The sequence below is a fragment of the Ruegeria sp. BC6 genome, assembly GCF_056539185.1.
In genome coordinates, this window is record NZ_JBQFUM010000002.1 from 129,644 (window position 1) to 141,570 (window position 11,927).

An 11,927-nucleotide genomic window follows, 5' to 3' on the forward strand; every position below is an offset into this window, starting at 1 on the left:
CGAGCAGGCAAGGTTCCGATCGCGTCGAGGAGGAGGGCGGCTGTGGACTTGAGTTATACGGACGAGGAGAAGGCCTTTCGCGACGAGGTTCGCGGTTTTCTGGCCGAGAAACTGCCCAAGGAGATCTCGGACAAGATCCGGGCTGGCCGGAACTTCGGCAAGGAAGGGTACCAGTGGTGGCACGCCACGCTGAACGAGCGCGGCTGGTTGAATTTCAACTGGCCGAAGGAGTTTGGCGGCGCCGAGTGGAACGCGGTTCAGCGCCATATATTCGAAGAGGAATGCGCCGCCGCCTATGCGCCGCGTATCGTGCCGTTTGGCCTGTCGATGCTGGGCCCGGTGCTGCAAAAATTCGGCTCGAAGGCGCAGCAGGAGTATTTCCTGCCGCGCATCCTGAATGGTGAACACTGGTGGTGCCAGGGCTATTCCGAGCCGGGTGCCGGGTCGGACCTGGCCTCGCTGAAGACCCGCGCGGTGCGCGACGGCGACCACTATTTCGTCAATGGCCAGAAGACCTGGACCACGTTGGCGCAATACGCCAACTGGATCTTCTGCCTGGTGCGCACCGACCCCGAGGCCAAGGCGCAGGAGGGGATCTCGTTCCTGCTGATCGACATGAACACGCCGGGGGTCGAGGTGCGCCCCATCGTCCTGCTGGACGGAACGCCCGAGGTCAACGAGGTGTTCTTTGACGATGTGCGTGTCCCGGTCGAAAACCTGGTGGGCGAGGAGAACAAGGGCTGGACCTATGCCAAGTATCTGCTGACGCATGAACGCACCAACATCGCCGGTGTCGGCTTCAGCCAGGCGGGGCTGGACATGGTCAAACGGATTGCCCGGATCGAAACCGCGAATGGTCGCCCCCTGATCGAGAACCCGCATTTCGCTGCCCGGCTGGCGCGGGTCGAGATCGACCTGATGGCCATGGCCACCACCAACATGCGCATCATCAGCAAGGCTGCGGCCGGACAGGCACCGGGGGTCGAAAGCTCGATGCTGAAGGTCAAGGGTACGATCATCCGGCAGGAGATCAACGACCTGGCTCGCCGCGCGGTGGGGCCTTATGCGATGCCTTTCGCCTCCGAGGCGGTGGCGGGCGACAACGACCCGATCGGGCCGGACTATGCCGCGCCGGTCGCAGCCCAGTACTTCAACAACCGGAAACTGTCGATCTTCGGCGGGTCGAACGAGATTCAGCGCGGGATCATCGCCAAGGTCAAGATGGGGGGCTGAGATGGATTTCAACCTGACCGAAGAACGGCAGATGCTGCAGGACACGCTGCGGCGCTATCTGGCCGACCGATATACGACTCCGGTGCGCAACGACATTCTGGACAGCGCGGCGGGGTTCAGCGCCGACATCTGGCGCGAACTGGCCGATCTGGGCGTTCTGGGCGCGCTGTTCGACGAAGCGGATGGCGGGTTCGGCGGGGCGGGCTTTGACATCGCCACCGTGTTCGAGGAACTGGGCCGGGCCGGGGTGGTCGAGCCGGTTCTGGACAGCTGCATTCTGGGCGGTCGGCTGATCGCGCAGGTGGGCAGCCCCGATCAGCGGGCGCTGCTGGATCAGGTGGTCTCGGGCAAGCTGCATCTCGCGCTGGCGCATGGTGAGCCTGCCAGCCGGTATGACCTGAGCCGGGTCGAGACCACCGTGCGGACCGACGGCACGGACTTGATCCTGAACGGACGCAAGGCCGTGGTCGTGAATGCCGAGGCCGCCGGGCAGCTGATCGTATCCGCGCGCGAAACGGGCGGGCCGTTCGATCTGGACGGCATATCCCTGTTCTTGGTGCCTGCTGATACGCCGGGTCTGGGCTTGCGCGGGTATCCGATGTTGGCCGGCGGCCGCGCGGCCGAGGTCACTCTGGACGAAGTGCGCCTGCCGGAAACCGCGCGTCTGGGTGCCGCGGGGCAGGGGTTCGAGCCGCTGATGAACGTTGTGGCCGCAGCCAATGTCGCGCTGGTCGCCGAGGTGCTGGGCGCGATGGAAAGCGCGGTGGAACTGACCCGGCAATACCTGATGACGCGCAAGCAGTTCGGCCGTCCGATCGGGACCTTTCAGGCGCTGCAGCACCGGTTCGCGGATATGCTGATCGAGCTGGAGCAGGCGCGCTCGGCGGTGATCAACGCGGCCGGTCACCTTGAAGCGCCCGATCGCGACCGGCAGATCGCCGCGGCCCGCAACCTGGTGTCGCGGGTGGGCCGGTTGGTGGCCGAGGAAACGATCCAGATGCATGGCGGCATCGCCATGACGCAGGAATATGAGCTGGCGCATATTGCCAAGCGGATCGTCATGTCGGATCACAGGTTCGGCGACGCGGATTATCATTTGGAGCGGTTCATTGCACTCGGCGCGGCCTGAAGACGACCCAAAGGTCCGGCGGTCGGGCTGTCAGAACGCGATCGGGTTCGAGGTGGATCTGTCCGACCCCGACGGCCGTGCCCGGTGTCATTTGACCATCCGGGCGGATCACCTGAACAGCCAGGGCATCCTGCATGGCGGCATCATCGCCATGCTGCTGGACGTGGCTTGCGGCAACACCGCCTCGGCCTGGTTCGACCGGGACGAACATCCGCTGGTTCTGACCCTGTCACTGAACACAAGCTATGTGGCGGCGGTGCGTCAGGGGCGCGTGACGGCCACGGGGCGCGCAACGGGGGGCGGGCGCACGCTGGCCTATGTGACCGGAGAGTTGCACAGCGACGACGGAACCCTGATCGCGACGGCGGCGGGGGTGTTCAAGCGCACCACGAAACGCTGAGCGAAAAACCGGTTCCGGCGCAGGGGAGGGCGAAGGGACATGAACAAATGGCACGACTATCCGGATGCCCAGATCCGGACCCGCCCGCAGGCCCGCGCCTTCGCCGACGGGTTCGGCGCCAATTGGAGCTTTGCTGACCTCGACCGCGCGATTTCCGATCTGTCAGGCATCCTGCTGGCCTCGGGGGTGCGCCCCTGCGATCGGGTCATGCTGGTGCTCGAGAATTGCTGTGCGGCAGTGGCCGCGCTGTTTGCCTGTTCCCGGATCGGGGCCTGCGTGGTACCGGTGAACGCCCGTCAGACCGCGGCCGAGTTGGCGCGCATCGTGGATCACGTCACCCCGGCGGTGATCCTGTTCACGTCCGAGGAGTCGCCGGAGGCGTGCGACCATGCGCGAATGGCCGGGGCCCAGCCTGTTTCCGGGGGCTTCGGGCAGATGCACCTGGCCGCGCCGAACCCGAGCGCGCCCGACCCCGATCTGACGGATGTCGCGGCGATGTTGTTCACCACCGGCACGACCGGAACGCCCAAGGGTGTGATGCTGACCCACGAAAACCTGCGGTTCGGCGGGCTGACCTCGGCGAATTTCCGGGGGCTGACGCAGGATGACGTGGTCTATGGCGTGCTACCGATTTCGCACATCTTCGGGCTGGCCTCGATCGTCACCGGGTCGGCGCTGGCCGGGGCCTTCGTCCAGCTGGATGCCCGGTTCGCGGCGGACCGCGCCTTTGCCGCGTTGAACTCGGGTGTCACGGTGTTTTCGGGTGTGCCGCAGATGCATGCGCTGCTGATGCAATATGCTAAGGAACAGGGGTTGGAGCGGCTGCCGTCGGACGCCCTGCGCTACACCTCGTCCGGGGCTGCCCCGCTGGATCCGGCGTGGAAACGCAAGGCCGAGGCGTTCTATGGCGTCGCACTGCAGAATGGCTATGGCATGACCGAAAGCACGGCGGGGATCTGCGCCTCGCACAACCGGATCGGGGATCCGGATATCTCGGTCGGCCCGCCCTTGCCGGGGGTCGAACTGCACATTGACGAAAGCATACCCGGCGGCGGAGATGGCGTGGGCGAGATCCTGACGCGCGGCCCGCATGTGATGAAGGGGTACTATCGCAACGGCGAGGAAACGGGCCGGGTTCTGGTCCGGGGATGGTTGCGCACGGGTGACCTCGGCCGCCTCGACGCGCAGGGCAATCTGCACGTCGTCGGCCGCGCCAAGGAACTGATCATTCACGGCGGCTTCAACGTCTATCCGCCCGAAGTCGAGACCGCGCTGAACGACCATCCGCAGGTGATCCAGTCTGCGGTGATCGGGCATCGGTTGGGCGGCGACGAACAGGTGCTGGCCTTTGTTCAGGTGCCTGAAATCGGCGCTGTGTCCGAGGCAGAGTTGGCGAAGTTCGTGGCCGAGCGTCTTGCGGGCTACAAGCGGCCCAGCCGGATCGTGCTGGCCACGTCACTGCCAGCCGCGCCCACGGGCAAGATCCTAAAACACAAGCTGCTGAGGCATTTCGCGGATCAACTGGCCTAGGGGCAGGGTCGGCAAAACGCTCCCGCGCCCGCGCGACTTCGGCTGCGCCGATCCCGCTTGCGGCCTTGGGCCCGGCATCGCGCCATGCGCGATGCCGGGCCCAAAAGGAGGAGGCGTTTTGCCAAAAACGTCGACGAAGGGCGGGAGCCGCCGTCAGGCCGCGTGGCCTTCGGCGGCGGCGCGAATGGCACGGATGTTCTGGCCATAGACGTCCGGGTTCGAAACCGACCCGCCCTTGAAGACCGCGGAACCGGCAACAAGAACGTCGGCACCAGCCGCTGCGACCAGCGGGGCGGTCGAGGGATCGACTCCGCCGTCGATTTCGATATGCACCGGGCGGTCGCCGATCATCTCTCGCAGGCGGCGCACCTTCGCGGTCATGTCGATGAATTTCTGCCCGCCAAAGCCGGGGTTCACCGTCATCACGCAGACCAGATCGGCCAGATCCAGCAGGTGCTCGACCGCGTCGGCCGGAGTGCCCGGGTTCAGCGCCACGCCGGCCTTCATGCCCGCCGCACGGATGGCCTGCAACGTGCGGTGCGTGTGGGGACCGGCCTCGATATGGGCCGTCAGATAGTCCGCGCCGGCATCGGCATAGGCCTGGATGTAGGGATCGACTGGCGTGATCATCAGGTGCACGTCCATCACCGTCTTGACATGCGGGCGGAACGCTTTGACCGCCGGTGGGCCGAAGGTGAGGTTTGGCACGAAATGCCCGTCCATCACGTCAACATGGACCCAGTCGGCGCCCTGGGCCTCGATGGCTTGGATCTCCTGTCCGAAATTGGCGAAATCGGCGGACAGGATCGACGGTGCGATCTTGATCTTGCGGTCAAAGCTCATTGCGGCCTCATGTGACAGATCTGATGGTTCAGGTGTTGAGCCCGCGTATAGACGGGACGAGCGGCAATGCCCAGCCCTTGCATAGGCCATCGGCTTTCAGCCCGTTACAAAAGCTTCACCGGATCGACACATCACCGTTTAGTACCAGCTGTAGACGACCTCCATCATGAACTGGGGGTGGCACGTGCTGCGCATTGACAAACTGACCAAGCGCTTCGGCGACAATACTGCCGTCGACACCGCAACGCTGGACGTCGACAAGCCATGCATGATCGGGATCATCGGGCGGTCGGGCGCGGGCAAGTCCACCCTGCTGCGTATGATCAACCGCCTGACCGATGCCAGCGCCGGGCAGATCCTGTTTCACGGGCGCGACGTGACCACGTTGAAAGGCCGCGAAAAACGTGCGTGGCAGGCCGACTGCGCGATGATCTTCCAGCAATTCAACCTTGTGCCCCGCATGGATGTGGTCTCGAATGTGTTGCACGGAACGCTGAACCGGTACTCGACGCTGGCGACCATGTTCAATCTGTTCCCGATGGAAGACATCCATCGCGCCATCGACATTCTTGACCGACTTGGCATCGCCGAACATGCCCCTAAACGGGCCGAGGCGCTTTCCGGCGGACAGCAGCAGCGTGTCGCTATCGCGCGCGCCCTGATGCAGGATCCCAAGATCATCCTGGCCGATGAACCCATCGCCTCGCTGGATCCGATGAATGCGCAGGTCGTGATGCAGGCCCTGCGCCGCATCCACGAAGAGGACGGCCGTACCGTGATCGCCAATCTGCACACGTTGGACACCGCGCGCCGCTATTGCGACCGCGTGGTCGGCATGCGCGACGGGCGCATCGTGTTCGACGGCCTGCCCGAGCAGCTGACCACCGGCGTCGCCCGCGAGATCTACGGCGCTGATGCCAGCTTCTCCGAGGCCGCGACCTCGACCGAGATCGAAACACTGGATGCCACCCGGAAGGCTCTGATGGAAGCCGAGGCCACGATCTGAGCCCAAACCACCTCATTTATCGCCCGGCCCGATGAATGGGGTGGGCCAATCAACCTGGAGAGAGACAGATGAAGAAACTAGTTGCCGCCCTGGTCGCGACCACCGCCCTGAGCGCGCCCGCCATGGCCGAGGAGATCAGCGAATTCCGTATCGGTATCCTGGGCGGAGAAAACGCGCAGGACCGGCTGAACAACAACGAATGTCTGCGTGAGTACACCGAGGACGCGCTGGGTGTCGAAACCAAGCTGTTCGCCCCGGCCGATTACAACGGCGTGATCCAGGGCCTGCTGGGCGGCACGATCGACATGGCCTGGCTGGGCGCCTCCGCCTATGCCAAGACCTATCTGAGCGACCCCGAGGCGGTCGAACCGGTTCTGGTCAAGGTGAACGTGGATGGTGGGTATGGCTACTACTCGGTCGGGTTCGCCCGCAAGGATAGCGGCATCACCTCGCTTGATGACATGAAAGGCAAGGTGTTTGGCTTTGGTGATCCGAACTCGACCTCGGGCTACCTGATCCCCTCGATCGAAATCCCTCAGGCAACGGGTGCGACGATGGAGTCGGGTGACTACTTCGGTGAGGTGAAGTTCACCGGTGGTCACGAGCAGACGATCGTCGCCGTGAACAACGGTGACGTGGATGGTGGCGTGACTTGGGCCGACGGTCTGGGCAACTGGGAAGACGGCTACAATTCGGGTGCGCTGCGCCGCGCCGTGGATGCCGGACTGGTTGACATGAACGACATGGTCGAAATCTGGAAATCGAAGCCGATCCCCGAGGGTCCAGTGGTTCTGCGCAAGGCATTGCCGGCGGATGTCAAAGAGAAGATGACGGCCCTGATGGCCGGGCTGGCCGACAAAGACCGTGAGTGCTTCTATGGCGTGGCCGCAGGTGAAGCCAAAGCGTTCGAGCCGATCACCCACGAGGCCTACGAAATCATCATTGAAGCCCGCAAGCTGAAGTCGAACTAAGCCTGTGCAACTTCTGTTCGGGGTCCGGCCGCAAACCGGACCCCACTGTCCCCATCGGAGCCTTTCATGACCGACCTGACCGCGGGATCCGCCGGCCTCGACCGGATCCGGGAGGATTACACCAGCATGACCCGTCGCAAACGGGTTTACGGTGGGATACTTCTGATCCTGTTCGTGGCACTTATGGTGGCCGGTTTCCGAACCGCCGACATGCGAAACGCCGGTAGTTTTGCCGATGGGTGGATCCGCATTTTCGATTACCCTGCCGAGGTTCTGACTGAGGCCTGGGAGAAGATCGGGGAATTGCCCGCGAATTTGGTCGAGTTCTTCCCCGCGCTGATCGAAACACTGAATATCGCCGCCGCGGCCACGCTGGTGGGCACTCTGGGCGGCACCTTTCTGGCGCTGATGTCTACCCGCGGCATGGCGCTGTGGCCGTCGTTGATCCCCGTTTTTCGGCGTATATCTGATATTTTCCGGGCCGTTCCGGAAATTGTCATCGCTCTGGTTCTGATCTTTGTTCTTGGCGGCGGGCCTGTACCTGCAATGATTGCCATCGCCATTCACACTGCCGGTGCTCTGGGCAAGTTGTTTTCCGAAGTGAATGAAAACGCCTCTCTGAAACCGGTGGAGGGGCTGCAGTCGGTTGGCGCCAACTGGTCGCAGCGGATGTATTTGGGCGTGATCCCGCAGGTCGGGCCAAACTATGTCAGCTACGCTCTTCTGCGGTTCGAGATCAACATCCGCGCCTCGGCCATTCTTGGTTTCGTGGGGGCAGGCGGCTTGGGGTACGAGTTGCGCAACGCCATGTCCTGGGGGCAGGGGCGTTACGACGAGGCGGCGGCCATCTTTCTGCTTCTGTTCGTCACCATCGTGGCCGTGGATCAGCTGTCCGGCGTTTTGCGTGACCGTCTGACACACGGTTCCGCCAAAGGAGCCGCAGCATGAGCACCTTTGCCACTGATCTGCCGATCAACGACTTGAAAGCCAGAACCGACCACATCTTTCGGCGCAAACGGGCGCTGAGTTTCGGGTTGCCGGGGCTGGTCATTCTATACCTGATCTATGTTTTCTTTGCCTTTGACGTGCCCGGCTTGGCCGAGCGGGCCAACTGGGAAAACGGCAAGACGCTTGTATCCGACAGCTACAGCTACAAGACACATGTGACGCGGGACAATCGAAACGGAGAAGTGTCCGTTGCGATCGAGGGAGAGCGCAAGGGCGCTTACCCGGATGGCACTGCGCCGGAATGGGTCGCTTTGGGCGAAACCACCGTGATTGACCTGCAAGATAGCCACATCGTTCGTTTTGGACCTGAAACCGTGGAATATGACATCCCGGGTTATGGAACCGTGCGCGCAACGCCCAGCCGGTCTGCCGGAGTGCAGGCCGACTTACCGACTGCCGAGGTGCCGGACTGGATCAACATGTCAAAGAATCGCCTGGCGATCACCACGCCGGCGGGTCGGCTGACCGTGACACGCAACCGGGCCGAGGTGTTCCGGTATTTCAACGGTTGGGAACTGTTCTGGTTCACTTTGGACAGCCCCTATCACGGTCAGTCTTTCAGCCAGTTGATGGGGCGTGCCGCTTCGGGCGAGGCCGCAGAAATCTTTGACGATTTCTGGACCAACAAGATGTGGCGCCATCAGGATGTTGCGTGGGCGATCTTTGAAACGCTTCTGATGGCTTTTCTGGGTACATTGGGGGCAGGGATGATCGCTTTGCCCCTCGCATTTCTGGCGACACGAAATTTCAATCCGTTTAGAACGGTCCGATTTGCCACTCGTCGTATCTTTGACTTCGTGCGCGGTGTTGATGCGTTGATCTGGACGGTGGTTCTGGCACGCGCCTTCGGGCCAGGGCCGCTAACAGGGGCGCTGGCCATCCTGGTCACTGATACCGGCACCTTCGGCAAGATCTTCTCCGAGGCGCTGGAAAATGTTGATCAGAAGCAGATCGAGGGCGTGCAGTCCACCGGGGCCAATGCGCCGCAGAAATATCGTTTCGGTGTGATCCCGCAGATCACGCCGGTTCTGCTCAGTCAGCTCCTGTACTTCCTGGAATCCAACACCCGCAGCGCAACCGTGATCGGGGCGATAACCGGGGGCGGGATCGGTCTGTTGCTGACACAGGCGATCATCACCCAGAAAGACTGGGAGGAAGTCGCCTATTACATCGTGCTGATCATCCTGATGGTCATGCTGATGGACTGGTTTTCGGGCTGGCTGCGCAGGCGGCTGATCCAGGGCGGGCCGCCCAAGTCGCGCAAACAGCGCGATCCGCAGGCCAAGCCCCTGATGTTGCCTTGAACCGTATACGAGGACTTGCAGACCATGGCGCGCTTGCGACCGGACCAGCCTTTCATCCACCCGGATTGCCAGATAACCGGCAGCAGCTTTGGCGCCTTTGTCGAAATCGGTGCCGGAACGCGGGTGACGAATTCGGTGTTTGGGGATTATACCTATTGCGACCGCACCTGCGACATCGCCAATGCACGGATCGGGAAATTCGCCAATATCGCCAGTTTCACCCGGATCGGCGCCACCGACCATCCGATCGAGAAAGCGTCGCTGCATCACTTCCACTACCGCTCGGCCGACTATTGGGACGATGCCGAGGACGACGCGGACTGGTTCGCCCGGCGCGCCGGGCGGTTGGCGCAAATCGGGCATGACACCTGGATCGGCCACGCGGCCATCATCAAGCCCGAGGTGACGATCGGGCACGGGGCAATCGTCGCCTCCGGGGCGATCGTGACCAAGGACGTGCCACCTTATACCATCGTCGGCGGCGTCACTGCCCACCCCATCCGACGCCGGTTCCCCGAACACGTGGCCGAGCGTATGATGGCTCTGGCCTGGTGGGATTGGGACAATGCCCGACTGCGCGCGGCGCTGCCGGATTTCCGCGCGTTGCCCGCCGAGGCGTTTTTGGAGAAATACGAGGATTGACCGGCATCACCCGTGATCGTCATCCAGCGTCAGAGTGACCCGCTCGCCCGCAAAGACGGTCTTGCCGTATTCAACCGGATGCCCCTGCGGATCGGCATTGATGCCGACCGAATGCAGAACCGGCGCGCCCTCGATCAGGTGCAGGTGCCGGGCCTGAATCGCATCAGCCGCGCGGGCGGTCAGGCGCGTCGAGATGCGGGTATAATCCGCCACGCCACAGTGCCGCAGCGCCCGCGTGACCGAGCCGTTCTGGGCCAGCGCTTCGGGCAGGTCGGGCAGGCGCGCGGCGGGAAAGACGCTTTGGAACACCGCGATCGGTTGGCCATCGGCCAGCGACAACCCGTCATAGACATGCACCGGGTCGCCGGGGGCCAGGGCCAGCGCCTCGGCCTCGGTCTTGTCGGCGGCACGGGTGATCAGCGACAGCACACGCTTGCCCGGGATCTTGCCGCTGGCCGAGATGTTCTGGTGGTACCGGACCCGTTTGCCGATCGGGTAGTCGGTCGCTGCTGCCGAAACGAACACGCCGGCCCCGCGGCGCGGATGCACCAGCCCCTGCCGGGCCAGTTCGGCTAGGGCCCTGCGCACCGTGTGGCGGTTCACGCCGTGGGTCGCGGCCAGCTGCGCCTCGGTCGGCAGGCGGTCGCCGGTGGCAAAGCGCCCCTCGGCAATGTCGGCGGTCAGCGCCAGCGCGATGGTCTTCCAGATCGGTGTTTGGCTCATGTCATCAAAACTTCACAGCATATTCGTTGCGAGTCACCGGCTGCCCAGATATGATTTGTCTAGTTGTATAGTAGTTGTAGACAACTTGGCCAAGAGGCTTTGATGGCGGAACAGACAAAAATCGCGACACGTGATCGACGGGCCTGGCTGGGCCTTCTGGCACGTGCGCCGGCCGAGGCGCTGGCGGCCTTGTGGGCCGACTATGGCGCACGTCCCGAATTCCAGTGGTTGCGTGCGCCCGAGATCGGCGGCGTCATGGTGCGGGGGCGGGCAGGCGGAACGGGCGCGCCCTTCAACCTAGGTGAGATGACGGTCACGCGCTGCGCTCTGGTGTTGGCCGACGGGACCGAGGGGCATGGATATGTGCAGGGGCGCGACAAGACCCATGCCGAAACCGCCGCTCTGATCGACGCGCTGATGCAGACCGGGCACGCCGACGCGGTGCGGGCGAAAATCCTCGAGCCGCTGACCCGTCAGGTTCAGGCGGCCAGATCGGCCCGTGCCGCCAAGGCCGCGGCCACCAAGGTCGAGTTTTTCACGATGGTTCGCGGAGAGGATCAATGACCCCACAGACCCGTTTTTCAGGCGGTTTCACCGATGCTCCGGTTCAGGCGGCGCACGCCTTTCGTGCGGCCATGACCGTGATGGCGCGGCCGGGCGAGTTTCGGCAGCTGGTCGGCGCGACCCCGCCCGAGGGCCTGTCGGTCGCCGCGGGAACGCTGCTGCTGACGCTGTGCGACCCGGACACGGGCGTTTGTTTGGCGGGCGGGGCCGATAGTTCGGCCATTCGCCAGTGGCTGACTTTCCACACCGGTGCGCCCCTCGTGCCCGCCGCGCGGGCGGATTTCGCCGTCGGCTGCTGGCAGGATCTTGTGCCGCTGGACCAATATCGGATCGGAACGCCGGAATACCCGGACCGATCCGCCACCCTGATCGTGGAGTGCGACGCGTTGGACCTTTCCGGTGCCGTCCTGCGAGGGCCGGGCATTCGCGACACTGCACGCCTTTCCGTGCCCGATGTTGCGGCTCTGCAGGCCAATTCGGACCTGTATCCGTTGGGGTGCGATTTCTTCTTCACCTGCGGGGATACGGTCGCGGCCCTGCCGCGCAGCACCCGCCTCCAGCCCGAGGGTTAGGC

13 protein-coding genes are annotated in these 11,927 nt (G+C 63.7%); 11 read left to right on the forward strand and 2 right to left on the reverse strand.

The window, feature by feature from the left end; genetic code table 11:
* Positions 1 to 42 precede the first annotated feature (42 nt).
* From ACR0MM_RS08080 to ACR0MM_RS08095, 4 genes are read left to right on the forward strand one after another with little or no spacing between them, the layout of a single operon-like run.
* The gene (locus ACR0MM_RS08080; protein ID WP_480695501.1) at positions 43 to 1,233 is read left to right on the forward strand and encodes an acyl-CoA dehydrogenase family protein; all 1,191 of its coding nucleotides are present in this window, start codon (positions 43 to 45) and stop codon (positions 1,231 to 1,233) included.
* Position 1,234: 1 nt separating this feature from the next.
* The gene (locus ACR0MM_RS08085) at positions 1,235 to 2,362 is read left to right on the forward strand and encodes an acyl-CoA dehydrogenase family protein (RefSeq protein ID WP_170524782.1); all 1,128 of its coding nucleotides are present in this window, start codon (positions 1,235 to 1,237) and stop codon (positions 2,360 to 2,362) included.
* The gene (locus ACR0MM_RS08090) at positions 2,343 to 2,762 is read left to right on the forward strand and encodes a PaaI family thioesterase (RefSeq protein WP_170441450.1); all 420 of its coding nucleotides are present in this window, start codon (positions 2,343 to 2,345) and stop codon (positions 2,760 to 2,762) included. Before ACR0MM_RS08085 ends, ACR0MM_RS08090 begins: the two co-directional genes overlap by 20 nt.
* Before the next feature lie 39 nt (positions 2,763 to 2,801).
* On the forward strand, positions 2,802 to 4,292 hold the full coding sequence (locus tag ACR0MM_RS08095) for a class I adenylate-forming enzyme family protein (RefSeq protein ID WP_480695503.1): 1,491 nt from the start codon (positions 2,802 to 2,804) through the stop codon (positions 4,290 to 4,292).
* Positions 4,293 to 4,445: 153 nt separating this feature from the next.
* Here the strand turns inward: ACR0MM_RS08095 and rpe are convergent, their stop codons facing one another.
* Positions 4,446 to 5,135, reverse strand: a complete 690-nt coding sequence (rpe, locus tag ACR0MM_RS08100; RefSeq protein ID WP_480695505.1) for a ribulose-phosphate 3-epimerase — start codon at positions 5,133 to 5,135, stop codon at positions 4,446 to 4,448.
* 184 nt (positions 5,136 to 5,319) lie between these two features.
* Here rpe and phnC point away from each other — a divergent pair, with 184 nt between their 5' ends.
* From phnC to ACR0MM_RS08125, 5 genes are all read left to right on the forward strand, one after another.
* Positions 5,320 to 6,141 (forward strand): phosphonate ABC transporter ATP-binding protein, encoded by an 822-nt coding sequence (phnC, locus tag ACR0MM_RS08105; RefSeq protein WP_480695507.1) that lies wholly within the window; start codon positions 5,320 to 5,322, stop codon positions 6,139 to 6,141.
* 68 nt (positions 6,142 to 6,209) lie between these two features.
* Entirely contained in the window at positions 6,210 to 7,112 is a 903-nt protein-coding gene (phnD, locus tag ACR0MM_RS08110; protein ID WP_170339782.1) for a phosphonate ABC transporter substrate-binding protein, read from the forward strand.
* A 66-nt stretch (positions 7,113 to 7,178) separates the two neighbouring features.
* Positions 7,179 to 8,060, forward strand: coding sequence for a phosphonate ABC transporter, permease protein PhnE (gene phnE / locus ACR0MM_RS08115; protein ID WP_480695509.1), 882 nt, complete (start codon positions 7,179 to 7,181; stop codon positions 8,058 to 8,060).
* On the forward strand, positions 8,057 to 9,424 hold the full coding sequence (gene phnE / locus ACR0MM_RS08120) for a phosphonate ABC transporter, permease protein PhnE (RefSeq protein WP_480695511.1): 1,368 nt from the start codon (positions 8,057 to 8,059) through the stop codon (positions 9,422 to 9,424). The genes phnE (ACR0MM_RS08115) and phnE (ACR0MM_RS08120) overlap by 4 nt, the downstream gene beginning before the upstream one ends.
* Positions 9,425 to 9,448: 24 nt before the next feature.
* Positions 9,449 to 10,066, forward strand: coding sequence for an LbetaH domain-containing protein (locus tag ACR0MM_RS08125; protein ID WP_170441458.1), 618 nt, complete (start codon positions 9,449 to 9,451; stop codon positions 10,064 to 10,066).
* Between the two features lie 6 nt (positions 10,067 to 10,072).
* On the opposite strand, the gene phnF is transcribed toward ACR0MM_RS08125, so the two are convergent.
* Complete coding sequence (gene phnF / locus ACR0MM_RS08130; RefSeq protein WP_170581871.1) at positions 10,073 to 10,789, reverse strand: phosphonate metabolism transcriptional regulator PhnF; 717 nt, start codon at positions 10,787 to 10,789, stop codon at positions 10,073 to 10,075.
* Between the two features lie 102 nt (positions 10,790 to 10,891).
* Here phnF and phnG point away from each other — a divergent pair, with 102 nt between their 5' ends.
* Both phnG and phnH read left to right on the forward strand, forming a co-directional pair.
* A complete protein-coding gene (phnG, locus tag ACR0MM_RS08135; RefSeq protein ID WP_480695513.1) occupies positions 10,892 to 11,353 on the forward strand; it encodes a phosphonate C-P lyase system protein PhnG in 462 nt (153 codons plus the stop codon).
* Positions 11,350 to 11,925 carry a phosphonate C-P lyase system protein PhnH gene (phnH, locus tag ACR0MM_RS08140; protein ID WP_480695515.1) on the forward strand — a complete coding sequence of 192 codons (576 nt, stop codon included), beginning with the start codon at positions 11,350 to 11,352 and terminating at the stop codon, positions 11,923 to 11,925. The genes phnG and phnH overlap by 4 nt, the downstream gene beginning before the upstream one ends.
* Positions 11,926 to 11,927 lie beyond the last annotated feature (2 nt).

What these genes read in the sequence shown, in the direction of transcription:
- ACR0MM_RS08125 (WP_170441458.1), top strand. Translation starts at nt 9,449, where the DNA reads ATGGCGCGCTTGCGACCGGACCAGCCTTTCATCCACCCGGATTGCCAG.
- phnF (WP_170581871.1), bottom strand. Translation starts at nt 10,789, where the DNA reads ATGAGCCAAACACCGATCTGGAAGACCATCGCGCTGGCGCTGACCGCC.
- phnD (WP_170339782.1), top strand. Translation starts at nt 6,210, where the DNA reads ATGAAGAAACTAGTTGCCGCCCTGGTCGCGACCACCGCCCTGAGCGCG.
- rpe (WP_480695505.1), bottom strand. Translation starts at nt 5,135, where the DNA reads ATGAGCTTTGACCGCAAGATCAAGATCGCACCGTCGATCCTGTCCGCC.
- phnH (WP_480695515.1), top strand. Translation starts at nt 11,350, where the DNA reads ATGACCCCACAGACCCGTTTTTCAGGCGGTTTCACCGATGCTCCGGTT.
- phnG (WP_480695513.1), top strand. Translation starts at nt 10,892, where the DNA reads ATGGCGGAACAGACAAAAATCGCGACACGTGATCGACGGGCCTGGCTG.
- ACR0MM_RS08085 (WP_170524782.1), top strand. Translation starts at nt 1,235, where the DNA reads ATGGATTTCAACCTGACCGAAGAACGGCAGATGCTGCAGGACACGCTG.
- phnE (WP_480695511.1), top strand. Translation starts at nt 8,057, where the DNA reads ATGAGCACCTTTGCCACTGATCTGCCGATCAACGACTTGAAAGCCAGA.
- phnE (WP_480695509.1), top strand. Translation starts at nt 7,179, where the DNA reads ATGACCGACCTGACCGCGGGATCCGCCGGCCTCGACCGGATCCGGGAG.
- ACR0MM_RS08095 (WP_480695503.1), top strand. Translation starts at nt 2,802, where the DNA reads ATGAACAAATGGCACGACTATCCGGATGCCCAGATCCGGACCCGCCCG.